This is a genomic window from Magnetospirillum moscoviense, from assembly GCF_001650635.1.
Classification (GTDB): domain Bacteria; phylum Pseudomonadota; class Alphaproteobacteria; order Rhodospirillales; family Magnetospirillaceae; genus Magnetospirillum; species Magnetospirillum moscoviense.
Genome location: NZ_LWQU01000141.1, coordinates 57092 through 80777, shown reverse-complemented (window position 1 = coordinate 80777; position 23686 = coordinate 57092). Strand labels below are relative to the sequence as shown.

The following is a 23686-nucleotide window of genomic DNA, read 5'->3' as shown; positions in this document are numbered from 1 at the left end:
GTCAGACCAGCCCATCATGCGCCATCTTGGGCGCGTGATCGTCGGGAATGCCCGCCGCGATGCGGGCGGCCATGCGTGACTGGCGCTGGCGCTGGCTTTCCGAGCGCAACTGGCCGCAGGCGGCCAGGATGTCCTGGCCCCGGGACTTCCGGATCGGCGCCGAATAGCCGTTATCTTGCAGGAAGTCCGAGAAGGCCCGCACCGTCTTCATGTCCGAGCATTCGAATTCCGAGCCCGGCCACGGATTGAACGGGATCAGGTTGAACTTGGCCGGCAGGCCCTTGACCAGCTTCAGCAATTGGCGGGCATCGACCAGGGAATCGTTGATGCCCTTCAGCATGATGTATTCGAAGGTGATGCGCCGGGCGTTCGAGGCGCCGGGATAATCGCGGCAGGCCTGCATCAGCTCCTTCAGCGGGTACTTCTTGTTGATCGGCATGATGCGGTCGCGCACCTCGTCGGTCACCGCATGCAGGGAAATCGCCAGGTTGACGCCCAGCTCCTCGCCGCAGCGTTTCATCATCGGCACCACGCCCGAGGTCGAAAGGGTGACGCGCCGCTTCGAGATGCCGACACCGTCGCCATCCATCAAGATCTTCAAGGCGGTGGCGACATTGTCGAAATTATAAAGCGGCTCGCCCATGCCCATCATGACGATGTTGGACAACAGCCGGGTGCTGTCGTCGGGCGTCGGCCACTCGCCATAGGAATCGCGCGCCACCAGGAACTGGCCGACGATCTCGGCGCTGGTCAGGTTGCGGACCAGCAGCTGGGTGCCGGTATGGCAGAACTTGCAGGTCAGCGTGCAGCCCACCTGCGACGAGATGCACACCGCGCCGCGCGCCTCGCCCTCGTCGGGGATGTAGACCGTTTCCGCCTCGTTGCCGTCGGGGAATTTCAGCAGCCATTTGCGGGTGGTATCGACGCTGATCAGGTCGCGCTCGACCACTGGCCGGCCGACCGTGTAGCGCTCGGCCAGGGCGGCTTGCATGGTCTTCGAGATCGAGCTCATCTTGAAGAAGTCGGTCTCGCCGCGATTATACAGCCAGTGCCACAGCTGCTTGGCGCGGAACGGCTTCTCGCCGATGGCGGCCATTTCGGCGGCAAGCTGCTCGCGCGACAGGCCGATCAGGTCGATCTTGGAGGTGCTATCGGTCATGGAATGGACAGATAAGCATTCCCCGCCCGGAAATCAACGAAATGCGCTCAGCGTTTGACGCCGCAGGCCTTGTCGATGGCGGCCAGGGCCTCGGGGAAACCGCGCAGCGGGACGGTGTCGGTGATCGGCTGGCCCTTGGCCGGCACCGCCTTCACCGTCACCTCGCGGCCCTTCAGCATCTGGGCCAGGATGGCCGGATCGGCCTTGGCGTCCTTGGCCCAGGCCACCGTGCCCTTGGGCACGAAGCTGTGCTTCATGGCGCCCAGTTGCAGCTCGGCGTCGGAATCCTTTTTCAGGCCGTAGGGGGCCATGATGCTAACCTCGCCCGGGCTTTTCGGGCGATGGCTGACCGCCACCGCGGTGCCCTGACGCTCGCGCTCGCCGCCCACCGTGCGATCGGCCCTGGCCGCGGCATAGCACACCTTGCCGGTCTGGTCGGTATAGGCATAGGCCTCCCACGCGCCGACGGCGACCAGACGCTTGGTGTCGTCGGCCACAGCCGGGGTCGCGACGGAAACGGCCAGCATGGCGGCAAGGAACGCGGTACGCATCAGAGCCCTTCCAAGGTGTGAAACATCACGGCTGTATCAACACCGCAGGGCTTTCCTTGTCAACCTTTTGCGTCGCAACATGATGGTCGGGCCGGCCGCGTGGGGCGAAGCCCACCCGCCCCTTCATCTCGCGTTCGTATTCCAGCGACCAGCGCACGTTGGGATAGGCCAGTTCGTCCCACGGGATCTCGTCCCAGGTGAACAGCCCGACCTCCAGGCTTTCGGGGCCGGCGGCGAAATCGGGGCTGGTCATCCGGCCGCGATAGATCATGTGGACCTGGCTGATTTCCGGAATGGCGTAAAGGCCCAGCAGTGCATCGACCTCGATGGTGGCGCGGGCTTCTTCCCACACTTCGCGAATGGCGCCCTGTTCGGTGGTCTCGTGCAATTCCATGTATCCGACCGGCATGGTCCAGAAGCCGATGCGCGGCGCGATGGCCCGCCGGCACAGCAGATAGCGGTCTTCCCAGGTGCAGACGGCACCGACGATGACCTTGGGGTTCTCATAAAGCACGAAGCCGCAATCGCGGCAGACCAGACGTTCGCGGTCGTCGCCTTCGGGAACCAGACGGGAGGTGGGGCCTTGGAACTGCATGGCCGTCAGTGTGACCAAGCCCCGCCCATCAGGCAAGGCGTATCGGTCTAAACAAGGATATCCAGATAGGTGCCGCGGGCGGCGCGGCGATCCAACTGATCCAAAGGAAAATCGGCCGGCAGGATGCGGTTGCCGCGCGGCCCGCCAATGGCGCCGGGATCGACCCGGCCGCCGATGGCGGTCACATCCATTTTACGCCCGCCGGCGGCCGGAGCCTGCGCGACCGGCGTGCCCAGACCCAACGACTGGCGGATCGATTCCAGACCCGAACCGGTGGACGAGCCACCGACACGGTTGATTTCAGCCATGAAAAACCCCAATCAAAGGCGTGTTGACGTTCGTTTCGCCGGTTTATAGCACACAGCCCCTTAACCTTGGGTGAACCGCATGCGCATTCTGGCCCTGACCATGGCGACCCTGCTGGCCTGCTGGCCGGCGCTGGCCGCCGAGACCGTCCGCTTCGCCTCGGGCACCTATGATACGCTCGGCAAGATCGTAGCCCGGCAGCCAAGCGCGGACATCGAAGCAATCGGCACGCTGTCCCTGCCCGAGGGCGACGGCAAGGTGCCGGCGGTGGTGATCTTGCACACCATCGGCGGCCTGGATCCGCAAAACGAGCCATGGTTCGCCGAGCGCCTGGCCCAGGCCGGCTTCGCCACCTTGCTGGTCGATACCTACGCCCCGCGCGGCTGGACTGTGGAGATGTCCACCAAGGGCGGCGCACAAGGATCGGCCTCGCAGACCGCCATCGCCTTCTTGCGCAAAGGCATGGACGGGCGGTAGTCTCCGCCCGCCCCTTCTCGCGGGGATCAATCAGGGACCTGCCCCGTGGAAGCCTTTCTCGTCTCGACCTCCATCGTCGCCATCGCCGAAATCGGCGACAAGACCCAGTTGCTGGCCCTGCTGCTGGCGGCGCGGTTCCGTCGCCCCATCCCGATCATCGCCGGCATCTTTGTCGCCACCATCGCCAATCACGCCTTGGCCGCCCTGGTCGGGCAAGTGGTGTCGATGGCGGTGGGGCCCGAGATCATGCGGTGGGTGCTGGGCCTGTCCTTCATCGCCATGGGCCTGTGGATGCTGGTGCCCGACAGCGTCGATGACGAGGACGACCCGGTCAAACGCTCGCATGCGTCGGTGTTCCTGGCCACCACCATCGCCTTCTTCACCCTGGAAATGGGCGACAAGACCCAGATCGCCACCGTCGCCCTGGCGGCACGCTATCTTGATGTGGTGGTGGTGGCGATGGGTACCACGTTGGGCATGATGATCGCCAACGTTCCGGCCGTGCTGCTGGGCAACGCCGCCGCCGAGAAGCTGCCCTTGAAGCTGGTCCATGCCGTCGCGGCCTCGATCTTCGTTCTGCTGGGAATCTTGACCCTGATGGGATTCATGCCAAGCTTCGGCCAATAGCGGAGGCTGCCATGGGATCTTGTTGCGGCGATCAATGCTGTAGCCCGCCCCCGACCGGATCGGGGTGGTTCCGCCGCGCCCTGTGGGTGGCCCTGGCGGTCAACGCCCTGATGTTTCTGGTGGAAATCGGCGCGGGCATCGCCTCGGAATCCTCGTCGCTGCAGGCCGACGCCCTGGACTTCCTGGGCGACGCAGCCAATTACGGCGTCAGCCTGTTCGTGCTGGGCATGAGCCTGCGCCGCCGGGCGGCGGCCTCGATGCTGAAGGGCGCCACCATGGCGGCCTTCGGTCTGTGGGTGGCCGGCAATACCCTTATGCACGCCATGGCCGGCACCGTGCCCGAGGCCCCGGTCATGGGGGCGATCGGCGTGCTGGCCTTCATGGCCAATGTCGGCGTGGCGGTGATGCTGTACGCCTTCCGCGAAGGCGACAGCAACATGCGGTCGGTGTGGATCTGTTCGCGCAACGACGCATTGGGCAACGTCGCGGTGATGGCGGCGGCCGGCGGCGTCCTGGCCTCGCAATCGGGTTGGCCCGACTTCGCGGTCGCGGCCATCATGGCGGCGCTGGCGCTTTCGGGGGCATTCCAGGTGCTGGGCCACGCCTGGCGCGAATGGCGGACTTGATCAAGCCGCCTGCTTCGCCCATCGTGCTGAAAACTTGCCAGAGAGGAAGGCCAGATCCATGCCGTCGTTCGACATCGTTTCCAAGACCGAAATGGCCGAGGTGGACAACGCCCTGGCCGGCATCGTCCGTGAAGTCGCCACCCGCTTCGACTTCAAGGGCTCGAAATGCACCATCGAGCGCAAGGAACAGCTGATCACCATCATCGCCGACGACGATCTGAAGCTGAAGCAGATGCACGAGTTGGTGAAGGTCTATTTCACCCGGCGCAACGTCGATCCCAAGTCGCTGGATTTCACCAAGGCGCCGGAAAAGGCCTCGGGCAACACCCTTCGGCACGAGATCGCCATCAAGGAAGGCATCGACAAGGACCTGGCCAAGAACCTGGTCAAGCTGATCAAGGACAGCAAGATCAAGGTCCAGGCCGCCATCCAGGGCGACGAATTGCGGATCACTGGCAAGAAGCGCGACGAACTGCAGGAAGTGATCGCCCTGCTGCGCAAGGACGAGCACGACCGCCCGCTGCAATTCGTCAATTTCCGGGATTGAGGGGGCGACTTAGCGCTTGTGCATGGTCAATTCGGCGATGAAGGCGCCCCGGCTTTGGTGGCGCGCGGCCGCCAGATCGTCCAGCCGACGCAAGACCCGCTTGGGCAAGGTGATGTTGACCCGTTCGATACTGTCATCGAACAAGGCGGGATCGAGCTCGATGATGCCGACGCTCCACCCCTCGTAACCGGGCAGGGAGCGCGCGTCGGCCAGCCGCGACGGCGCGGGGATGTCCACCCCGGCATCCAGGGCCGCGTCGATCCATGCCGCCGCCGCTTCCCTTGCCGCCTCCATCGCCTCGTCCAGGGTGTCGCCGGCCGAGAAGCAGCCCGGCAGGTCGGGAACGACCACGCCAAACGCCGCATTGTCCGAGCCTTCCTCGATCAGGATGGGATAGCGCATCAAACACCTGCCTGTTTGCGAATCGCCGCGACCAGCCCGGTCCCGAGATCCTTCTTGGGATGTGGAACGACCACGATGCCGGGCTTGGTCGGATGCCGGAACACATGATGCGAGCCTCGAACCCGGTCCAGGACCCATCCATCGCCTTCCAGAAGGCGGATCAGCTCGGCGCTTTTCATGACCCCTGACGCTACACGGCGCCGCCGCCAGTGTCAACGTTACACACCGAACGAAAAAGCCCCGACCTTTCCGGCCGGGGCTTCTTCGTATCCACGCGACAGCGCCTTACTTGGTGCCGCTGCCGCCTTCCTTGCCCAGCACCGCCTGGGCGGCGGCAAGCCTTGCGATTGGCACGCGGTAGGGCGAGCACGACACGTAATCCAGCCCGACCTTCTGGCAGAAACCGACCGAGCTGGGGTCGCCGCCATGCTCGCCGCAGATGCCGAGCTTCAGGCCGGGCCGGGTGGCACGGCCGCGCTCGGCGGCGATCTTGATCAGCTCGCCCACACCTTCCTGGTCCAACTGGGCGAAGGGATCGTGCTCGTAGATGCCCTTGGCGCGATAGACTTCCAGGAACGGGCCGGAATCGTCACGGCTCATGCCGAAGGTGGTCTGGGTCAGGTCGTTGGTGCCGAACGAAAAGAACTCGGCGGTCTGGGCGATGTCGCCAGCCAGCAGGGCTGCGCGGGGCAGCTCGATCATGGTGCCGACATGGTACTTGACGCTTTGGCCCATGGCGGCGAACACCTCGGCGGCGATCTTGTCGACCGCGTCCTTCATCAGGTCCAGTTCCTTCTTGGCGCCGACCAGCGGGATCATCACCTCGGGCGTCACCGTGCGGCCGGTTTCCTGCGAGACCGAGACGGCGGCCTCGAAAATGGCCCGGGCCTGCATCTCGTAGATTTCCGGATAGGTGATGCCCAGACGGCAACCGCGATGGCCCAGCATCGGGTTGGATTCGTGCAAGGACGCGTTGCGCGCCTTCACCGCCGCCACATCGACATTGGCCGCCTTGGCGATCTCGGCGATGTCGGCATCGGTGTGGGGCAGGAACTCGTGCAGCGGCGGGTCGAGCAGGCGGATGGTCACCGGCAAGCCCTGCATGATGGTGAACAGATCGATGAAGTCCTGGCGCTGGAACGGCAAAAGCTTGGCCAGGGCAGCGCGGCGGCCCTTTTCATCCGAAGCCAGGATCATCTCGCGCACCGCCAGGATGCGCTCGGGGGCGAAGAACATATGCTCGGTGCGACACAGGCCGATCCCCTCGGCGCCGAACTTGCGGGCGGTGGCCGCGTCCAGCGGAGTCTCGGCGTTGGTGCGCACCTTCATGGTGCGGATGGTATCGACCCATTCCATAAGCGTGGCGAAATCGCCGGTCAGTTCCGGCTGGATGGTCGGCACCGCGCCCAGGAACACCTCGCCGGTGCCGCCGTCCAGGGTGATGACATCGCCTTCCGCAATCACCTTGCCGGCGACCTTGAAGGTCTTGGCGGCGTAATCGACGCGGATCTCGCCGGCGCCGGCGACGCAAGGCGTGCCCATGCCGCGCGCCACCACGGCGGCGTGGCTGGTCATGCCGCCCCGGGTGGTCAGGATGCCTTCCGACACATGCATGCCGCCGATATCTTCCGGGCTGGTCTCGATGCGGACCAGGATGACTTTTTCCTTACGTTCCTTGACCCACTTCTCGGCGTCCTCGGCCGAAAAGACGACCTTGCCCGAAGCCGCGCCCGGGCTGGCCGGCAGGCCGCGCGCCAGCATGGTGCGCGACGCCTTGGGGTCCAGGGTCGGGTGCAGCAACTGGTCCAACGCCGCCGGATCGATGCGGCCGATGGCGTCCTTACGGGTGATCAGGCCTTCGCGGGCCATGTCCACGGCGATCTTCAAGGCCGCCTTGGTGGTGCGCTTGCCGGTGCGGGTCTGCAGCATCCACAGACGGCCCTGCTGGACCGTGAACTCCATGTCCTGCATGTCCTTGTAGTGGGCTTCCAGCTTGTGGCGGATGGCGTTCAGTTCCTTGAACACCACCGGCATCGCCTCTTCCATGCTGGGCAGGTCGGAACGCTGCAACTCGCGGCCGTGGATGGTCAGCTGCTGCGGCGTGCGGATGCCGGCGACCACGTCCTCGCCCTGGGCGTTGATCAGGAACTCGCCATAGAAATCGTTGTCGCCGGTCGAGGGGTCGCGGGTGAAGCACACGCCGGTACAGCAATCCTCGCCCATATTGCCGAACACCATGGCCTGGACGTTGACGGCGGTGCCCCAGCTTTCGGGAATGTCGTGCAGGCGACGATAGGTGATGGCGCGCTGGTTCATCCAGCTGCCGAACACCGCGCCGACGGCGCCCCACAATTGTTCACGGACGTCTTGCGGGAACGGCCGGCCCATGGCGGCCTTGACCTTGTCCTTGTACTTGGCGACCACCTTCTTCCAGTCGTCGGCGGACAATTCGGTGTCCAGCTTGACGTTCCGGTCGTCCTTGGCCTCTTCCAGGATTTCCTCGAAATGGTGGTGGTCGACGCCCAACACCACGTCGGAATACATCTGGATGAAGCGGCGATAGGAATCATAGGCGAAGCGGGCATCGCCCGAGCGCTTGGCCAGGCCTTCGACCGACACATCGTTCAGGCCGAGATTGAGGATGGTGTCCATCATGCCGGGCATCGAGGCCCGGGCGCCCGAGCGCACCGACACCAGCAGCGGATTGGTCTGGTCGCCGAACTTGGCGCCCATGATCTGCTCGACGGTGGCCAGCGCGACCATCACCTGATCCTGCAATCCCTCGGGATAGGTGTTGCCGTTCTGGTAGTAAAAGGTGCAAGCCTCGGTGGGAATGGTGAAGCCCGGCGGCACCGGAATGCCCAGATTGGCCATCTCGGCCAGATTGGCCCCCTTGCCCCCCAGCAGGTTCTTCATGTCCGAGCGCCCCTCGGCGCGGCCACCACCAAAGCTGTAGACCCACTTACTGCTCATGGTACGTCCCTTCCTTAAGCGTTATCCGGCGTCCCAAGGGGTGGCGGGGGTTGGTTCCCCCGCATCCGATATTTTGATCAGCCTTCGACCTTCGAGAAATCGGCCACCTCGCCCAGCGCGGCACCGATCTCGGCCAGAAGCTTCAGACGGTTGACGCGCAATGCCGGTTCGTCGGCATTGACCGTCACGCTTTCAAAGAAAGCATCCACCGGACGGCGCAACCTTGCAAGAGCCGCCATCGCCGTCGAGAAATCTTCCGCCTTCAAGGCCAGGGCCGCCGCCTGGCGAACCTCGGCCAGGGCCGCCGCCAGGGCGGTTTCCTCGGGCTGCTTCAGGGCCTTGGCGTCGGCCGAGCCGGCATAGGACACGCCGTCCTTCTTTTCCTCGATCCGCACGATGTTGGCGGCGCGGCGATAGGCGACCAGAAGGTTCGAGCCGTCATCCGAGGCCAGGAAATCCGACAAGGCCTGGACCCGGGCCAGCAGGCGGACCAGATCGTCCTCGTCGCCCAGGCTGAACACCGCGTTGACCAGATCGTGGCGCACGCCCTTTTCCTTCAGGTGCACCTTCAGGCGGTCGGCGAAGAAGTCCAACAGGTCGTTGGCGACCATCTTGGCCTCGCCGTTCAGCTGGCCCGGGGCGTACTGGGCGTGGGCGAACTGGAACAGCTGGAACAGGGGCAGGCGCAGGCCGTTTTCCACCACCAGGCGGATGATGCCGAGTGCGGCGCGGCGCAGCGCGAACGGGTCCTTCGAGCCGGTCGGCTTTTCGTCGATGCCGAAGAAGCCGACCAGGCTGTCGATCTTGTCGGCCAGGGCGACACACACCGACAGCGGCGCAGTCGGCACGCCGTCGCTTGGGCCTTGCGGCGAGTAATGGGCGGCGATGGCGTCGGCGATGTCCGGCTTCTCGCCGTCATGCAGGGCGTAATAGCGGCCCATGATGCCCTGCAGTTCGGGGAACTCGCCGACCATTTCGGTCGACAGGTCGGCCTTGGCCAAAAGGGCTGCGCGCGCCGCGTCGTTGGCATGGGCATCGGCGACGAAGGCGGTCAGGTGGCGGGCCAGTTCGACCATGCGGGCGACCTTGTCGGCCATGGTGCCCAGCTTGGCATAGAACAATCGCTCGGCCAGCTTGGGCAGGCGCGCATCCAGCCGGGCCTTGCGGTCGGTGTCCCAGAAGAAGGCGGCGTCGGACAGACGGGCGCGCAGGACGCGCTGGTTGCCGGCCACCACCTGGACGCCGCCGTCGGCGGTCACCATGTTCGAGGTGACCAGGAAGCGCGGCGCCAGGCTGCCGTCGACCTTCAGGGCCGAGAAGTACTTCTGGTGCGCCCGCATCGAGGTGATCAGCACCTCGGCCGGCACGCCCATGAACTTGGAATCGATGGTGCCGACCAGGATGGTGGGCCATTCGACCAGTCCGGTGACCTCGGCCAGCAAGCCGTCATCGACCTTCAGGGTCAGGCCTTCCTTGGCCACCGCCGCCTCGGCCTGGCGCAAGATGTCGTGGCGGCGCTCGAACGGGTCCAGCATCACCTTGGCGTTGGCCAGCCGGGCGGCGTAATCGGCGAAATCCTTGACCGAGAAGCGGGCCGGGGCCAGGAAGCGATGGCCCTCGGTCGAGTCGCCGGCCGAAATCGGACCGAACGAGACCGGCACCACGCTGCCTTCGAACAGGCACAGGATCGACTGGATCGGACGGACCCAGCGCACCGCGTTGGCGCCCCAGCGCATGGATTTCGGCCACGGGAACTCGGCCATGGCCGTCTCGACCGTTTCCTTGATCACCAAGGCGGTGGCGCGGCCCTTCTTCTCGATATTGGCGAACCAGAACTCGCCCTTGCCGGTGTCGCGCTTTTCCAGCTGCTCCAGCGTCAGGCCGGTCGAAGCCAGGAAGCCGGCCATCGCCTGCTCGGGGGCGCCGACGCGCGGGCCGCGCCGTTCTTCCCTCACGTCGGGGCCGGCCAGCGGCAGGCCCTCGACCACCAGCACCAGGCGGCGCGGGGTGACGAAGCTTTTGGCTGCGTCGAAGGTCAGGCCGTTCTTGGTCAGCCCGTCGGTCACCAGCTTGTGCAAGGACAAGGCGGCGCCGGCCTGCATGCGGGCGGGGATTTCCTCGGAAAAGATTTCCAGCAGCAATTCAGCCATCGGTCAGGCCCCCTTCGCCTGGGTGGCGAGCCAGCCTTCGCAGCAAGCCTTGGCCAGCGCGCGAACCCGGCCGATATAGCTTTGCCGCTCGGTCACCGAGATGACGCCGCGCGCGTCCAGCAGATTGAAACGATGCGACGCCTTGATGCACTGGTCATAGGCCGGCAGCGCCAGATTGGCCCTGAGCAGCGCCTGGCATTCCTTTTCGGCATCGACGAAGTGCTGGTACAGCATGTCGGTGTCGGCATGCTCGAAATTATGGGCGGAATATTCCTGCTCGGCCTGCAAAAAGACGTCGCCATAGGAAACGCCGTCGCCGTTGAAATCCAGGTCATAGACGTTCTCGACGCCCTGGATGTACATGGCCAGGCGCTCCAGCCCATAGGTCAGCTCGACGGCGACCGGGTCGCACTCGATGCCGCCCACTTGCTGGAAATAGGTGAACTGCGTCACCTCCATGCCGTCGCACCACACTTCCCAGCCCAGGCCCCAGGCGCCGAGCGTCGGGCTTTCCCAATCGTCCTCGACGAAGCGGATGTCGTGCGACAACGGGTCGATGCCCAGGCGCTTCAGGCTTTCCAGGTACAGCTCCTGCGAATTCTGCGGGCTGGGCTTCAGCAGGACCTGATACTGATAGTAATGCTGCAGACGGTTGGGATTCTCGCCATAGCGGCCATCCTTGGGCCGGCGCGACGGCTGGACATAGGCGCACTTCCAGGGTTTAGGCCCCAAGGCCCGCAGGGTCGTCGCCGGATGGAAGGTCCCGGCGCCCACTTCCATGTCATAGGGCTGCAGGATCAGGCAGCCCTGCTCGGCCCAGAAATTCTGAAGGGTCAGGATGAGTTGCTGGAAGCTGGGCTTCTTCGTGCCGCTGTGACCCATGAGAATCGCCGTCTTTCGGAAGGTGGATGAAAGGACTGGCAAACCCTAACCAGCCCCCCGGTTCCGGTCAAGGGCGCCCGTGTCGAGCCCCCTTGACTCGAGAGGCAAAATGTTCGAAGAATGTTCCGTGAACAAAATGCGTGAGCCGCCATGTCGAGTACCGATTTCGCCCAATTGCGCGCCCGTTTCGCGCCCCAGGACCGGGGCGGCGATCACAAGGCCCTGCCCTTGGGTCTGCCCGACATCGACCGCGCCCTGCCGTGGGGCGGGCTGGCGCTGGGGGGGCTGCACGACGTCGTCGATCCGGGCGATGCGTGCGCGCCGGGCTTTTGCGCCTGGCTGGCGGGCCGGGCCGCCCAGGCGCTGCGCCGTCCGGTCCTGTGGCTGGCGGCCGGGTCCTTGCCCTATGCCCCGGCCCTGGCCGCCCTGGGCTTGCCGCCGCGCCGACTGGTGACGGTTCAGGCCCGACGCCCCGCCGACGCCCTGTGGGCGGCCGAGGAAGCGGCGCGCTGCCCCGGCCTGGCCGCCATCATCGCCGAGCTGGCGGTGCCCGACCTGATCGCGGCGCGGCGCCTGCATCTGGCCGCCCAGGCCGGCGGCACCATGCTGGTGTTGCTCAATCGCGGCGAACCGGTGCCCAACGCCCTGACCCGCTGGCGGGTCGATCCGCGACCGACCGACGCCCATGCCCCGGCGCCGGGCCGGGCGGTGTGGCGGCTGGCCCTGACCCGCTGCCGGGGCACCGCCCTGGCCGCCGATTCCGCCTTGTCCTGGGATGTGGAGTGGTTTGATGCGACGGGTAATCTTCGTCTGGCTGCCGGATCTGGCGACCGAGCGGTTGCGCCGCACTGGCTGCGCGCCGCCGGATAGGCCGCTGGCCCTGACGATGGCCGCCGGCCAGGTCCAGCGCGTCGTGGCGGTGGACCCGCTGGCCCGCCAGGCCGGCCTGCGCCCGGGCGCCACCTTGGCCGATTCCCTGGCCCAGGCCCCCGACCTGATCAGCCGCCCGGCCCAGCCGATGGCCGACCAGCGCCTGCTGGAGGGATTGTCGGACTGGTGCACCCGCTATAGCCCGCTGGCAGCCCCGGCCGACCACGGCCTGTGGCTGGACATCACCGGCTGCGCCCATCTGTGGGACGGTGAGGCTGGCCTGCTGGCCGACCTGACCGCCCGGCTGACGCGCCAGGGTTTTAGCGTGCGGGCCGCCATCGCCGACACTCCCGGGGCGGCCTGGGCCTGGGCCCATCACGGCCGGGGTAATTCCCCGATCCTGCCGCCCGGCCGACCGCGCGACGCCCTGGCGCCGCTGCCGCTGGCCGCCCTGCGGCTGAACGGCGCCACCATCGCCGGGCTGGAGGCGGTGGGCCTGCGGGTGATCGGCGACCTGTTGGGCATGGCCCGCGCGCCGCTGGCGGCCCGCTTCGGCCCCGAACCGGGCCGCCGCCTGGACCAGGCGTTGGGCGACCTGCCCGAGCCGATCTCGCCCCTGGCCCCGGTCGCCCCCCACCGGGTCCAGCGCGCCTTCGCCGAACCGATCGGCCGCACCGAGGCGGTGGAAGCGGCGCTGGAAGGCCTGCTGGCCGAATTGTGCCGCCGCCTGGATGGCGAGGAGATGGGCCTTAGGCGGATCGAGGTCAGCCTGTTCCGCGTCGATGCGGCGGTGCTGCGTCTGAGCGTCGGCACCGGGCGGCCCAGCCGCGACGCGCCCCATCTGCTGAAGCTGCTGCGCCCCCAGCTCGACAGCCTGGATGCCGGCTTCGGCATCGAGACCATCGCCGTGGCGGCATTGGGCCTGGCCGCCTTGGCCCCGGAACAGGCCCGGCTGGGCGCCGCCAGCGCCGCCGCCGCCGACGGCCAGGCCCGGTGCGCCCGCCTGTTCGACGCCCTGACCGCCCGGCTGGGCGATGGCCGGGTGGCGCGGCTGTTGCCCCATTCCAGCCATGTGCCGGAACAGGCGGTGCTGCGCTGTCCGCCGTTGGCCCGCTTCGACCCGCAGGCAAGTTGGCCGGTGGGCCGACGCCCGATCCGCCTGTTCGACCCGCCCGAGCCGGTCGAGGCCGTCGCCCCCATCCCCGACAACCCGCCGGTGCTGTTTCGCTGGCGCCGTACCACCCACCGCATCCGCCTTGCCGACGGCCCCGAGCGCATCGCCGATGCCTGGTGGAAGGAGCATACGCCGACCCGCGACTATTACTGCGTCGAGGACGAGACCGGCCAGCGCTTCTGGCTGTACCGCGAAGGCTGGTTCGGCGCCGACCCGCCGCCTCGCTGGTTCCTGCATGGGTTGGTGTCTTGATGCCGGCGCGCGCAATATTCAATGCACCCGACTTGCGCGCCGGCATCCTGCGGCCATTGCGGCCGCGGCCGTGCCGCCCCTCAGGGGCGAAACAACGCCCAACAGGGCGGCCCGAGGCTTGCCGAGGGTGGGCTTCGCCCACAAGGGCGCGGATGCGCCCGCCCGGCGAGGGCAATCCGACGAACCGACTTATCGGTTCGTCAACATGACCCAGTATTGCGAGCTGCAGGTCACCAGCAATTACAGCTTCCTGCACGGCGCCTCGCATCCCGACGAATTGGCCAGTGCCGCCGCCGCCCTGGGGCTGTCGGCGCTGGCGGTCACCGACCGCAATTCGGTGGCCGGCATCGTGCGCGCCCACGGGGCGGCCCGCCAAGCCGGCATCCGCCTTCTGCCCGGTGCCCGGCTTGAACCCACCGACGGCATGGCCATGCTGTGCCTGCCCACCGACCGCGCCGCCTGGGGCCGGCTGACCCGGCTGTTGACCCTGGGGCGCAGGCGCGCCGACAAGGGGTCTTGCGCCTTCACCCGCGCCGAGTTGGCCGACCATGCCGACGGCCAGGTTTTGATCGCCCTGCCGCCCCCCGATCCCGATGCTGATTTCGCCGCCGAACTGGCGGCCTGGGGCCGCGACCGGCCCGGCCGGGTGTTCCTGGCCGCCAGCCGCCGCTTCGACGATCGCGACCGCGCCCGCCTGGCTGACCTTGATGAACTGGCCGGCCAATGCGCCACGCCCTTGGTCGCCACCAACGATGTGCTGATGCATGTCCCCGAACGCCGGCCGCTGCTCGACGTGCTGACCTGTATCCGCCTGGGCACCACCATCACTGCCGCCGGCTGGGCCCTGGCCGCCCATGCCGAGCGCCATCTGAAGCCGCCCGAGGAAATGGCCCGCCTGTTCGCCCGCCACCCCGACGCCATCACCCGGACCGCCGACATCGCCCTTCTGTGCCGTTTCTCGCTGGACCAGTTGCGCTATGAATATCCCGACGAGGAGGAAGGCGACGGCCAGACCCCGCACCAGCGCTTGGCGCGCCTGGTCGCGGCGGGGGCGGCACAGCGTTATCCGACCGGCATCCCGGCCAAGGTCCAGGCCGCCCTGGCCCACGAGATGGCGCTGATCGGCCAGTTGGGCTTCGCCCCCTATTTCCTGACCGTCGAGGGCATCGTCCGCTTCGCCCGCCAGCAGGGCATCCTGTGCCAGGGCCGGGGCTCGGCGGCCAATTCGGCGGTGTGTTTCTGCCTGGGCATCACCAATGTCGATCCGGCCGTCTTCGACCTCTTGTTCGAGCGTTTCATCTCGGCCGAGCGGGGCGAGCCGCCCGACATCGATGTCGATTTCGAGCATGAACGCCGGGAAGAGGTGATCCAGCACATCTATGCCCGTCACGGCCGCGACCGCGCCGGCCTGACCGCGACGGTGATCCATTACCGCGCCCGCTCGGCGGTGCGCGAGGTCGGCCGCGCCCTGGGCCTGTCCGACGACAGTGTCGCCGCCCTGGCCAAGACCAGTTCGGGCTATTCCTCGAAACCGATCGACCCGGCCCGCGTGCGCGAGCTGGGGCTGGACCCGGACTCGCCCGCCCTGGCCCGGGTGCTGGACCTGGCCGCCCAGCTGACCGGCTTTCCCCGCCATCTGTCGCAGCATGTCGGCGGCTTCGTGGTGTCGCGCCACCGCCTGGACGAGCTGGTTCCCATCGAGAACGCCCGCATGGACGGGCGCACCGTGATCGAATGGGACAAGGACGATCTGGACACCCTGGGCATGGTCAAGGTCGATGTGCTGGCCCTTGGCATGCTGACCTGCATCCGCAAGGCCTTCGCCCTGCTGGCCGACCATTGCGGCATCGAGATCGACCTCGCCACCGTGCCGCGCGAAGACCCCGCCGTTTACGACATGCTGGGCAGGGCCGATTCCATCGGGGTGTTCCAGGTGGAAAGCCGGGCTCAGATGACCATGCTGCCGCGTCTGAAACCCCGCTGTTTCTATGATCTGGTCATCGAGGTGGCGATCGTGCGGCCCGGCCCGATCCAGGGCGACATGGTCCACCCCTATCTGCGCCGCCGTCAGGGCTTGGAAAAGGTCGAGTACCCCTCGCCCGAGCTGGAACGGGTGCTGGGCAAGACCCTGGGGGTGCCTTTGTTCCAGGAACAGGTGATGCAGATCGCCATCGTCGCCGCCGGCTTCACCCCGGCCGAGGCCGACCAATTGCGCCGCTCGATGGCCGCCTTCTGTCGCACCGGCCAGGTCGGGCGCTTCCGTGACAAGCTGATCACCGGCATGCGGGAACGCGGCTATACCGACGAATTCGCCGAGCGGGTGTTTCGCCAGATCGAGGGCTTCGCCGAATACGGCTTCCCGGAATCCCACGCCGCCAGCTTCGCCCATCTGGTCTATGTCTCGGCCTGGCTGAAATGCCATCACCCGGCGGCGTTCGCCTGCGCCCTGCTCAACAGCCAGCCGATGGGGTTCTACGCCCCGGCCCAGATCGTGCGCGACGCCCAGGATCACGGCATCGAGGTCCGCTCGGTCGATGTCTCGGCCAGCGACTGGGACAATCGCCTGGAAGAACGGAAGGGCGGTGGCCTGGCCCTGCGGCTGGGCCTTCGCCAGATCGACGGATTGCCCCAGGCCGGCGGCCGGCGCCTGGCGGCAAGGCGGCCCTATGGCTCGTTTGCCGATCTGGTCGCCCGCACCGGCCTGACCCGGCCCGAACTGGAACGCCTGGCCCGCGCCGACGCCTTCGGCTCGCTGAAGCTGTCGCGCCGCGACGCCCTGTGGCAGGCCAAGGCCCTGACCGCGCCGCCGCCGCCGCTGCTGGCGGCACTGGCGGCGGCACCGTCCCGTGAGCCGGCGGTCAGCCTGCCGACCATGGGATTGGGCGAAGAGGTGGTGCACGATTACGCCAGCCTGCGCCTGTCGCTGAAGGCGCATCCGTTGGCCCTGCTGCGCCCCAACCTGGATAGTGCCGGCGTCAGGCCGGCGGCCGATCTGGCCCGGCGTCAGGGTGGGCGCATCGCCGTGGCCGGCCTGGTGCTGGTGCGCCAGCGCCCCGGCACCGCCAGCGGCGTGATCTTCCTGACGCTGGAAGATGAAAGCGGCATCGCCAACATCGTGGTGTGGCCGACAATGTTCGAGGCGGCGCGCAAGGCGGTGCTGACCGGGCGATTGCTGCGCATCGACGGCACCATCCAGCGCGAAGGCCCGGTGGTCCACGTCGTCGCCAAGACCATCCTGGACATGACCGGGGCGCTGGGCCTGCTGGTGCCGCGCTCGCGCGACTTCTGTTAGGCTAAACTTGCGAAAATCGCCAAAAAACGGCATAATGACGACCTGGAGAGAAACTCCGATTGTCAGCAGAAGGCTTGGCAACGTGACCCACCGCATCCATCCACTGGAACGCCTCCATCACCGCTTGCGCCTTTTGGGCCAGGTGCTGGCGATCTTGTGCTGTGCGTGGATCGGCGTGGTCGGCCAGGCCATGCTGTCGGAACTAAGCCCCAACGCGCTGGAACATCACCGCTCGCCGGCGGTCAAGGAACGCCTGGCCAGTTGCGAGGGCGAGTTCTCGCAGCGCTTCGCCTGCGCCGACACCATCTTGCTATCGGGCGAACGCAACGGCGCCAGCGCCGTCTTTGCCCGCCTGGGCCTGACCCTGATGCTACCCTCGATCGCCTGGCTGATGTGGCGCCGGGTCATGGACAAGGCCGAGACCCTGGTCCATCACTGACCCCGTTGTCCGTGAAAAAGTCCCTCGGCTTCGCCTCGGTGTACTTTTCCCCGATTTTTGTTGGGTGAACCCGTGCTCAAGCAAGCTTTCCGCGCGGGTTCCGGTCGTTTCCCCGCGCTGCGGCGAGCCCTGCTCGCCTTATAGCGGACGCCAAACAAGAAAAGGCACCCCGATCGAAGCGAAGGACTTCTTTACGAGCGCATCGCCCGCACCGCCTCGATCAGGCCGGCGGTCGAGCTGTCGTGGGCGCCGGGCGTCGGGCCGTTCTTCAGCTCGGGCAGGATGGTCTTGGCCAGTTGCTTGCCCAGTTCCACCCCCCATTGGTCGAAGGAATTGATCGCCCACACCACGCCCTGGACGAACACCTTGTGTTCGTAAAGGGCGATCAGCATGCCCAGCGTGCGCGGGTCCAGCCGCTTGTAGAGAAGCGTGTTGCTGGGCCGGTTGCCGGAAAACACCCGGTGCGCCGCCTGCTCGTCCGACAATGTGGGATCGGCCGCCTTCACTTCCGCCAGGGTGCGGCCCTTCATCAGCGCTTCCGGCTGGGCCAACACGTTGGACAGCAGTAGGTCATGGTGCTCGCCCAGCGGGTTGTGGCTATTGGCGGCGACCAGGAAGTCGCAGGGGATCAGCTTGGTGCCCTGGTGGATCAGTTGATAGAAGGCGTGCTGGCCGTTGGTGCCCGGCTCGCCGAACAGGATCGGGCCGGTCTGCCAGGTGACCGGCGTCCCGTCCAGCGCCACCCCCTTGCCGTTGCTTTCCATGTCCAGCTGCTGCAGATAGGCGGCCAGCCGGTGCAGATACTGGTCATAGGGCAGCACGGCATAGGCGGCGGCGCCCAGGAAGTTGTTGTACCACACCCCCAGCATGGCCAGGATCACCGGCATATTGACGTCCAAGGGCGCGGTCAGGAAATGCTGGTCCATGCGGGCGGCCCCTTCCAGCAATTCCTCGAACCGCTCGAAGCCGATGGCCACCGCGATCGACAAGCCGATGGCCGACCACAGCGAATAGCGCCCGCCGACCCAGTCCCAGAACTCGAACATGTTGGCCGGGTCGATGCCGAAGGCGGTCACCGCCGCCTCGTTGGTCGATAGCGCCACGAAATGCCGGGGCACCGCCGACGCCCCCAGATGACCGATCAGCCAGTCCCGCGCACTGGTGGCATTGGCGATGGTTTCCTGGGTGGTGAAGGTCTTGGACGCCACGATGAACAAGGTGGTTTCCGGGTCGCACAGCTTCAGCGTCTCGGCCATGTGGGTGCCGTCGACGTTCGAGACGAAGCGCACCGCCAGGCCGGGCTGGTGATAAGGCTTCAGCGCCTCGGTCACCATCACCGGGCCAAGGTCCGAGCCGCCGATGCCGATATTGACCACGCTGGTCATCGGCTTGCCGGTCGCACCCGTCCAGGCGCCCGAGCGCACGGCGACGGAAAAATCCTTCATCTTGGCCAGCACCGCCCGCACCGGCCCCATGACGTCGGCGCCATCGACGCGGATGGCCGAATGGTCGCGGTGGCGCAAGGCGACATGCAGCACGGCGCGCCGTTCGGTGGCGTTGATCTTCTCGCCGGCAAACATCGCGGCGCGGGCATGTTCGACGCCGGACTGGCGGGCCAGGTCCATCAGCAACGTCATGGTCTGATGGCTGACGCGATTCTTGGAATAATCCAGCAGCAAATCGTCAAGCCGGGCGGAGAAGCCAGCGAAGCGCCCGGGATCGCGGGCGAACATCTCGCGCATGGTTTCCGGCGCCATCGCCTGGGCATGGGCCTCGAGCGCCCGCCAGGCGGCCCGTTCGGTCGGATGCGTCATCGCTGTTCCCCCTGCTTCGTTTGCGACGAAGACCATTCTTCGGGGGATTCTAGCGCAGCCCTATTCCAGTGTCTCGACCTGCTTGAGGATATCTTGGCGATCCTGGCTGCCCTCGGGCAGCAGGGCGGCGGCCTTTCGCCACAAATCCTTGGCCTTGGCCTTGTCGCCGGCTTGCGCGGCGGCGATGCCCAGGAAGTAAAGGGCGTCGACATTGGTGGGATCGATGGCCGCGACCTGGCGCATCAGGCCAACCAACTCGGCCGGCAGGGCCGAGCCTTGCGGCACCTGATCCAGCAGCAGGGCGGCGAATTCCATCCGCACCTGGCTATCGCCGGGCAGCAGCTTGACCGCCTTGCGATAGGCCTCGGCGGCATCGTCGGCCTGGCCCATCACCCGAAGCGAGCGACCCAGCATGTTCCAGCCCTTGCCGTCGGACGGGTTCTTTTCCAGCTTGGCGGTCAGTTGGGCGACCATGCCGCGGATCATCTCGGTCTGGTCCTGGGCCTGGCGCACCTGGGCGGCGCGGCCCGCGAACGGGCGATCGGGCAAATCGGGCGAGCCCAGCGTCACATAGAAGCCCGCCCCGATCATCGGCACCGCCAGCGCCAGGCCGATGATCAGCCCCAGCGGCCGACCGGCCTTGGTCACCGACTTGCCGCGCTGCTCGGCGGCACCCAGGATGCGGCGGCTGATCTCGGTCCTGGCCGCCTCGGCCTGGTCGGGCTTCAAGGTGCCGCGTTCCAGCTCGCGCTCGATCTCGGCCAACTGGTCCTTATAGACGGTCAGGTCGTATTCGGCCCGATCCGGCCCGGCCGCCTTGGGCCGCAGCAGCGGCACCAGCAAGATAGCCAGGGTGGCCAGAACCAACGCAGCGAAAACCAGCCAGATCATTTGCCGTCCTTCAACAGGGCTTCCAGGCGACGCTTCTCGGCATCGGACAGGGGGGCCGATCCGGCCGGCGCCTGGCCCTTGGCGCGACGGCGAAAGAACGCCCAGGCCGCCACCAACGATACCGCCAACAGGCCGAACGGCCCCAGCCACAGCACCAGGGTCGCCCCCTTGAAGGGCGGGTTCAGCAGAACGTAATCGCCATAGCGGTCGACCACGAACTTCTTGACCTGCTCGTCGCTGGCGCCCTTGCCGATCTGCTCGCGCACGATAATGCGCAGATCCTTGGCCAGGTCGGCGTTGGAATCCTCGATGGATTCGCTTTGGCAGACCAGGCAGCGCAATTCCTTGCCCAGGGTGTGGGCACGCTTTTCCAGCGCCGGGTCCTTCAACATCTCGGACGGGTCGGCGGCGAGCGCCGGGGCGGCCAGCCACAAGACCGACAAAAGCACGGCCAGACGGATCATTTGTTCAGCTCCCGGATGATCGGCAGCAAGGTCTTGTCCCACACCCGCATGTCGACCGGGCCGATATGCTTGTAGCGGATGATGCCGTTCTTATCGACGACGAAGGTCTCGGGGGCGCCGGTGACGCCGAAATCGATGGCGGTGCGCCCGGGCGCCGGGTCCGAGCCCACCCGGGCATAGGGATCGCCGTGCTTCTTCAGCCACTTGGCGCCCTCGACCGGATCGTCGCGCCAGTCGATGCCGTGGATCGGCACCACCCCCAGCTCCTTGATCTTTTGCAGATAGGGATGTTCCTGGATGCAGGCGATGCACCACGAGCCGTAGATGTTGACCAGCGACACCCTTCCCTTCAGATCGGCGCTGGCCAGCCCGGTATCGGCACCGCGCCCGGGCAGCGGCGGCAGGTTCATCTCGGGCACCGGGCGGTCGATCAGCATCGACGGCAGCTCACGCGGATTGAGCGTCAGCCCCTTCAGGAAGAACAGGGCCAGCCCGGCGAACACCAGCACCGGCAGCAGATAAAGAACACGGCGCATCGATCCCCCCTAGGCCTTGGCCGCTTGCACGGCGGCGCGCGCCCGGGTCGGCGCGCCGATCCGGTGACGACGGTCGGACAGCGACATCAGGCCGCCCAGCACCATGACCAGGCAGCCGGCCCACATCCACGGCACCAGCGGGTTGAAGTAAAGCCGGGTCACCCAGCCGCCTTCGGGAACCGCATCACCGATCACCGCATAGACGTCGCCCAGGATGGTCGAGACGATGGCCGCCTCGGTGGTCGGGCGCGGCGGTTGGCGATAGACCCGCTTTTCCGGCTGCAGGATGGCGAAGTCCTGTCCATCCTTGGTCACCTTGAAGGTGCCCTGGGTCGCCAGGTAATTGGCGCCGTTGATATCCTCGACCTGGGTCAGGGTGAAGGCATAGCCGGCGACGGTGATGGTCTCGCCCAGCTTCTGGGTCTGCACCGATTCCAGCTTCCACGCCGACGAGGCGGTCATGCCGATGATCAGCAGGGCCAGACCGGAATGGGTGATGGTCATGCCCCAACTGGACCGCGGCAGCTTGCCCATGCGCTCCAGCGATTCGGCCAAGGGGGCGCGGAACAGGCGGATGCGTTCGGCCCACTCGACGATGGTGCCGCCCAGCAGCCACACCGCCAGGGCCATGCCGCCGGCCGCCCACCACGGCCCGGCCGAGCCGCCCTGCCACAGCCAGGTGGCCAAGGCCACCGCCAGCGCCGCGACGGCGGCCACCGACAGGCGCGACAGCACGCCGGCCAGATCGCCGCGCTTCCACGACAGCAAGGGCCCCGCGGCCATGGCCAGCACCATCGGCACCATCAAGGGCAGGAACACCGAATTGAAGAAGGGCGGCCCCACCGAGACCTTGCCCAAATCCAAGGCGTCGGCGAACAGCGGATACAGCGTGCCCAGCAGCACGGTACCGGCGCCGGTGGCCATCAGCACGTTGTTCAGCAGCAGCGCGCCCTCGCGGCTGACCGGGGCGAACAGGCCGCCGGTCTTCAAGGAAGGTGCGCGCACCGCATAAAGAGTGAACGAGCCGCCGACGGCGAAGATCAGCAGGCCCAGGATGAACACGCCGCGCGCCGGGTCGGTGGCGAAGGCATGAACCGAGGTGATGACGCCCGAGCGGACCAGGAAGGTGCCCAGCAGCGACAGGCCGAAGGCGACGATGGCCAAAAGGATGGTCCAGCTTTTCAAGGAATCGCGCTTTTCCACCACGACGGCCGAATGCAGCAAAGCGGTGCCGGCCAGCCACGGCATGAACGAGGCGTTTTCCACCGGGTCCCAGTACCACCAGCCGCCCCAGCCCAATTCGTAATAGGCCCACCACGAGCCCAAGGCGATGCCCAGCGTCAGGAATATCCAGGCGGCCAGGGTCCAGGGGCGGACCCACCGGGCCCAGGCGGCATCGACCTTGCCCTCGATCAGGGCGGCGATGGCGAACGAGAATGCCATCGAGAAGCCGACATAACCCAGATAAAGAAACGGCGGATGGAAGGCCAGGCCCGGATCCTGCAGCAGGGGATTGAGCCCCGATCCGTTCATCGGCGGCGGGTCCAGCCGCTCGAACGGATTAGACGTCAGCAAGATGAACAGCAAGAAGCCCACGGTGATCATCGCCTGCACCGCCAGCGCGCGCGCCTTCAGGCCGGGCGGCAGGTTGGCGCCGAACAGGGTCACCGCCAGGCCGAACAGGGCCAGGATGGTGATCCACAGCAACAGCGAACCCTCGTGGTTGCCCCACACGCCGGTCACCTTATAAAGCATAGGCTTGTCGGTGTGGCTGTTCTGGGCGACGTTCAGGACCGAGAAGTCCGAAGTCATATAGGCATGGGTCAGGGCGGCGAAGGCGATGCCGACCAGCAGCATCTGCGCCACCGAGGCGGGACCTGCCAGCCCCATCCAGGTGGCGTTGCCGCGGCTGGCGCCCACCAGCGGGATCACCGCCTGGATCAGCGCGACGGCCAGGGCCAGGATCAGAGCGAAATGGCCGATCTCGGCGATCATGGCTTGTCCACCTTCTTTTCGTCCTGCCAATGGCCGGACTTCTTCAAGGAATCGGCGACTTCCTTCGGCATGTAATTCTCGTCGTGCTTGGCCAGCACCTCGGCGGCCTGGAACACGCCATCCTTGCCCAGCTTGCCCTCGGTCACCACGCCTTGGCCCTCGCGGAACAAATCGGGCAGCAGGCCGGCATAGACCACCGGCACCACATGGGCGCCGTCGGTGACGCGGAATTTGACGCTGGCGCCGTCCTTGACCACCGAGCCTTGTTCCACCAAACCGCCCAGGCGGATGCGGCGGCCCTCGGTCGGCACCTTGGCCTCGACGATTTCCGACGGGCTGAAGAAGAACACGATGTCCTGGCGCAGCGCCGACAGGACCAGCGCCGCGGCGGTGCCCACCGCCAGCAGGCCGAGGACGACGAAATACAGGCGACGACGCTTACGGGTCATGTCTCGGGAACCTCGGTCACGGATGCGGCTTGCTGGGCGCGGCGGCGCCGGCCCGGTCGCAGGCTTTGCATTTGCTCGAGCTCGCGCTCGGCAGTCTTGACGCCGCGAGCCGAGGTCACCAGCACGGCCACCATCAGCACGAAGGCCAGGCCATAGGACGGCCAGACATAGCCGGCATAGCCCCCCATGGCGAAAAAGGACGACAGGCTTTCCAT

At 66.8% G+C, this 23686-nt stretch carries 24 protein-coding genes; 8 read left to right on the top strand and 16 right to left on the bottom strand.

Features of this window, described 5'->3' with window-relative positions; genetic code table 11:
- Position 1: 1 nt before the first annotated feature.
- Genes rlmN through A6A05_RS11235 form a run of 4 tightly spaced genes read right to left on the bottom strand, consistent with a single transcriptional unit; the run spans position 2 to position 2613 of the window.
- Positions 2–1159, bottom strand: a complete 1158-nt coding sequence (gene rlmN / locus A6A05_RS11250) for a dual-specificity RNA methyltransferase RlmN (protein WP_068500738.1) — start codon at positions 1157–1159, stop codon at positions 2–4.
- A gap of 47 nt (positions 1160–1206) precedes the next feature.
- Positions 1207–1710 carry an invasion associated locus B family protein gene (locus A6A05_RS11245; protein WP_068500735.1) on the bottom strand — a complete coding sequence of 168 codons (504 nt, stop codon included), beginning with the start codon at positions 1708–1710 and terminating at the stop codon, positions 1207–1209.
- A gap of 25 nt (positions 1711–1735) precedes the next feature.
- Positions 1736–2305 carry an NUDIX hydrolase gene (locus A6A05_RS11240; RefSeq protein ID WP_068500732.1) on the bottom strand — a complete coding sequence of 190 codons (570 nt, stop codon included), beginning with the start codon at positions 2303–2305 and terminating at the stop codon, positions 1736–1738.
- Between the two features lie 47 nt (positions 2306–2352).
- Positions 2353–2613 carry a hypothetical protein gene (locus A6A05_RS11235; RefSeq protein ID WP_068500730.1) on the bottom strand — a complete coding sequence of 87 codons (261 nt, stop codon included), beginning with the start codon at positions 2611–2613 and terminating at the stop codon, positions 2353–2355.
- Between the two features lie 79 nt (positions 2614–2692).
- On the opposite strand from A6A05_RS11235, the gene A6A05_RS11230 reads away from it, so the two are divergent.
- From A6A05_RS11230 to A6A05_RS11215, 4 genes are read left to right on the top strand one after another with little or no spacing between them, the layout of a single operon-like run.
- The gene (locus tag A6A05_RS11230; protein ID WP_156521012.1) at positions 2693–3088 is read left to right on the top strand and encodes a dienelactone hydrolase family protein; all 396 of its coding nucleotides are present in this window, start codon (positions 2693–2695) and stop codon (positions 3086–3088) included.
- 45 nt (positions 3089–3133) lie between these two features.
- Positions 3134–3715, top strand: a complete 582-nt coding sequence (locus tag A6A05_RS11225) for a TMEM165/GDT1 family protein (RefSeq protein ID WP_068500725.1) — start codon at positions 3134–3136, stop codon at positions 3713–3715.
- 11 nt (positions 3716–3726) lie between these two features.
- Positions 3727–4341 (top strand): cation efflux transmembrane domain-containing protein, encoded by a 615-nt coding sequence (locus A6A05_RS11220; RefSeq protein ID WP_068500721.1) that lies wholly within the window; start codon positions 3727–3729, stop codon positions 4339–4341.
- Between the two features lie 58 nt (positions 4342–4399).
- Complete coding sequence (locus A6A05_RS11215; RefSeq protein ID WP_068500719.1) at positions 4400–4888, top strand: YajQ family cyclic di-GMP-binding protein; 489 nt, start codon at positions 4400–4402, stop codon at positions 4886–4888.
- Positions 4889–4897: 9 nt separating this feature from the next.
- Here the strand turns inward: A6A05_RS11215 and A6A05_RS11210 are convergent, their stop codons facing one another.
- The 5 genes from A6A05_RS11210 to A6A05_RS11190 all read right to left on the bottom strand — a co-directional run bounded on the left by A6A05_RS11210 (position 4898) and on the right by A6A05_RS11190 (position 11295).
- Positions 4898–5290, bottom strand: coding sequence for a type II toxin-antitoxin system HicB family antitoxin (locus A6A05_RS11210; RefSeq protein WP_068500715.1), 393 nt, complete (start codon positions 5288–5290; stop codon positions 4898–4900).
- Positions 5290–5469, bottom strand: coding sequence for a type II toxin-antitoxin system HicA family toxin (locus tag A6A05_RS11205; RefSeq protein WP_068500712.1), 180 nt, complete (start codon positions 5467–5469; stop codon positions 5290–5292). Before A6A05_RS11205 ends, A6A05_RS11210 begins: the two co-directional genes overlap by 1 nt.
- Positions 5470–5575: 106 nt before the next feature.
- On the bottom strand, positions 5576–8263 hold the full coding sequence (gene ppdK, locus A6A05_RS11200; RefSeq protein WP_068500707.1) for a pyruvate, phosphate dikinase: 2688 nt from the start codon (positions 8261–8263) through the stop codon (positions 5576–5578).
- Positions 8264–8340: 77 nt separating this feature from the next.
- Positions 8341–10413, bottom strand: a complete 2073-nt coding sequence (gene glyS / locus A6A05_RS11195) for a glycine--tRNA ligase subunit beta (RefSeq protein WP_068500704.1) — start codon at positions 10411–10413, stop codon at positions 8341–8343.
- A 3-nt stretch (positions 10414–10416) separates the two neighbouring features.
- Positions 10417–11295 (bottom strand): glycine--tRNA ligase subunit alpha, encoded by an 879-nt coding sequence (locus tag A6A05_RS11190; RefSeq protein WP_068500701.1) that lies wholly within the window; start codon positions 11293–11295, stop codon positions 10417–10419.
- Between the two features lie 150 nt (positions 11296–11445).
- On the opposite strand from A6A05_RS11190, the gene A6A05_RS11185 reads away from it, so the two are divergent.
- From A6A05_RS11185 to A6A05_RS11170, 4 genes are all read left to right on the top strand, one after another.
- Positions 11446–12165, top strand: a complete 720-nt coding sequence (locus tag A6A05_RS11185; RefSeq protein WP_068500698.1) for an ImuA family protein — start codon at positions 11446–11448, stop codon at positions 12163–12165.
- Complete coding sequence (locus A6A05_RS11180) at positions 12086–13591, top strand: Y-family DNA polymerase (protein ID WP_082910881.1); 1506 nt, start codon at positions 12086–12088, stop codon at positions 13589–13591. The genes A6A05_RS11185 and A6A05_RS11180 overlap by 80 nt, the downstream gene beginning before the upstream one ends.
- A 205-nt stretch (positions 13592–13796) precedes the next feature.
- A complete protein-coding gene (locus A6A05_RS11175; RefSeq protein ID WP_068500969.1) occupies positions 13797–16883 on the top strand; it encodes an error-prone DNA polymerase in 3087 nt (1028 codons plus the stop codon).
- An 82-nt stretch (positions 16884–16965) separates the two neighbouring features.
- Positions 16966–17322, top strand: coding sequence for a hypothetical protein (locus tag A6A05_RS11170; RefSeq protein WP_068500695.1), 357 nt, complete (start codon positions 16966–16968; stop codon positions 17320–17322).
- Positions 17323–17513: 191 nt separating this feature from the next.
- Here A6A05_RS11170 and pgi read toward each other — a convergent pair whose 3' ends face one another.
- Genes pgi through ccmD form a run of 7 tightly spaced genes read right to left on the bottom strand, consistent with a single transcriptional unit; the run spans position 17514 to position 23686 of the window.
- Positions 17514–19136, bottom strand: coding sequence for a glucose-6-phosphate isomerase (gene pgi / locus A6A05_RS11165; RefSeq protein ID WP_068500693.1), 1623 nt, complete (start codon positions 19134–19136; stop codon positions 17514–17516).
- A 60-nt stretch (positions 19137–19196) separates the two neighbouring features.
- Positions 19197–20027, bottom strand: a complete 831-nt coding sequence (gene ccmI / locus A6A05_RS11160; protein ID WP_068500688.1) for a c-type cytochrome biogenesis protein CcmI — start codon at positions 20025–20027, stop codon at positions 19197–19199.
- Complete coding sequence (locus A6A05_RS11155) at positions 20024–20491, bottom strand: cytochrome c-type biogenesis protein (RefSeq protein WP_068500684.1); 468 nt, start codon at positions 20489–20491, stop codon at positions 20024–20026. Before A6A05_RS11155 ends, ccmI begins: the two co-directional genes overlap by 4 nt.
- A complete protein-coding gene (locus A6A05_RS11150) occupies positions 20488–21027 on the bottom strand; it encodes a DsbE family thiol:disulfide interchange protein (protein WP_068500681.1) in 540 nt (179 codons plus the stop codon). Before A6A05_RS11150 ends, A6A05_RS11155 begins: the two co-directional genes overlap by 4 nt.
- 9 nt (positions 21028–21036) lie before the next feature.
- Positions 21037–23022, bottom strand: a complete 1986-nt coding sequence (locus A6A05_RS11145) for a heme lyase CcmF/NrfE family subunit (RefSeq protein ID WP_068500678.1) — start codon at positions 23020–23022, stop codon at positions 21037–21039.
- Positions 23019–23471, bottom strand: coding sequence for a cytochrome c maturation protein CcmE (gene ccmE, locus A6A05_RS11140; RefSeq protein WP_068500675.1), 453 nt, complete (start codon positions 23469–23471; stop codon positions 23019–23021). Before ccmE ends, A6A05_RS11145 begins: the two co-directional genes overlap by 4 nt.
- Positions 23468–23686, bottom strand: a complete 219-nt coding sequence (ccmD, locus tag A6A05_RS11135) for a heme exporter protein CcmD (protein WP_068500673.1) — start codon at positions 23684–23686, stop codon at positions 23468–23470. Before ccmD ends, ccmE begins: the two co-directional genes overlap by 4 nt.

Bases quoted from the DNA above. Each gene is read 5' to 3' on its own strand.
- A6A05_RS11150 (WP_068500681.1), bottom strand. From the start codon at position 21,027: ATGCGCCGTGTTCTTTATCTGCTGCCGGTGCTGGTGTTCGCCGGGCTG.
- ccmI (WP_068500688.1), bottom strand. From the start codon at position 20,027: ATGATCTGGCTGGTTTTCGCTGCGTTGGTTCTGGCCACCCTGGCTATC.
- A6A05_RS11185 (WP_068500698.1), top strand. From the start codon at position 11,446: ATGTCGAGTACCGATTTCGCCCAATTGCGCGCCCGTTTCGCGCCCCAG.
- A6A05_RS11220 (WP_068500721.1), top strand. From the start codon at position 3,727: ATGGGATCTTGTTGCGGCGATCAATGCTGTAGCCCGCCCCCGACCGGA.
- pgi (WP_068500693.1), bottom strand. From the start codon at position 19,136: ATGACGCATCCGACCGAACGGGCCGCCTGGCGGGCGCTCGAGGCCCAT.
- ccmD (WP_068500673.1), bottom strand. From the start codon at position 23,686: ATGGAAAGCCTGTCGTCCTTTTTCGCCATGGGGGGCTATGCCGGCTAT.
- ppdK (WP_068500707.1), bottom strand. From the start codon at position 8,263: ATGAGCAGTAAGTGGGTCTACAGCTTTGGTGGTGGCCGCGCCGAGGGG.
- glyS (WP_068500704.1), bottom strand. From the start codon at position 10,413: ATGGCTGAATTGCTGCTGGAAATCTTTTCCGAGGAAATCCCCGCCCGC.
- A6A05_RS11230 (WP_156521012.1), top strand. From the start codon at position 2,693: ATGCGCATTCTGGCCCTGACCATGGCGACCCTGCTGGCCTGCTGGCCG.
- A6A05_RS11235 (WP_068500730.1), bottom strand. From the start codon at position 2,613: ATGGCTGAAATCAACCGTGTCGGTGGCTCGTCCACCGGTTCGGGTCTG.
- A6A05_RS11215 (WP_068500719.1), top strand. From the start codon at position 4,400: ATGCCGTCGTTCGACATCGTTTCCAAGACCGAAATGGCCGAGGTGGAC.
- ccmE (WP_068500675.1), bottom strand. From the start codon at position 23,471: ATGACCCGTAAGCGTCGTCGCCTGTATTTCGTCGTCCTCGGCCTGCTG.
- rlmN (WP_068500738.1), bottom strand. From the start codon at position 1,159: ATGACCGATAGCACCTCCAAGATCGACCTGATCGGCCTGTCGCGCGAG.
- A6A05_RS11245 (WP_068500735.1), bottom strand. From the start codon at position 1,710: ATGCGTACCGCGTTCCTTGCCGCCATGCTGGCCGTTTCCGTCGCGACC.
- A6A05_RS11190 (WP_068500701.1), bottom strand. From the start codon at position 11,295: ATGGGTCACAGCGGCACGAAGAAGCCCAGCTTCCAGCAACTCATCCTG.
- A6A05_RS11210 (WP_068500715.1), bottom strand. From the start codon at position 5,290: ATGCGCTATCCCATCCTGATCGAGGAAGGCTCGGACAATGCGGCGTTT.
- A6A05_RS11180 (WP_082910881.1), top strand. From the start codon at position 12,086: ATGCGACGGGTAATCTTCGTCTGGCTGCCGGATCTGGCGACCGAGCGG.
- A6A05_RS11175 (WP_068500969.1), top strand. From the start codon at position 13,797: ATGACCCAGTATTGCGAGCTGCAGGTCACCAGCAATTACAGCTTCCTG.
- A6A05_RS11240 (WP_068500732.1), bottom strand. From the start codon at position 2,305: ATGCAGTTCCAAGGCCCCACCTCCCGTCTGGTTCCCGAAGGCGACGAC.
- A6A05_RS11205 (WP_068500712.1), bottom strand. From the start codon at position 5,469: ATGAAAAGCGCCGAGCTGATCCGCCTTCTGGAAGGCGATGGATGGGTC.
- A6A05_RS11145 (WP_068500678.1), bottom strand. From the start codon at position 23,022: ATGATCGCCGAGATCGGCCATTTCGCTCTGATCCTGGCCCTGGCCGTC.
- A6A05_RS11155 (WP_068500684.1), bottom strand. From the start codon at position 20,491: ATGATCCGTCTGGCCGTGCTTTTGTCGGTCTTGTGGCTGGCCGCCCCG.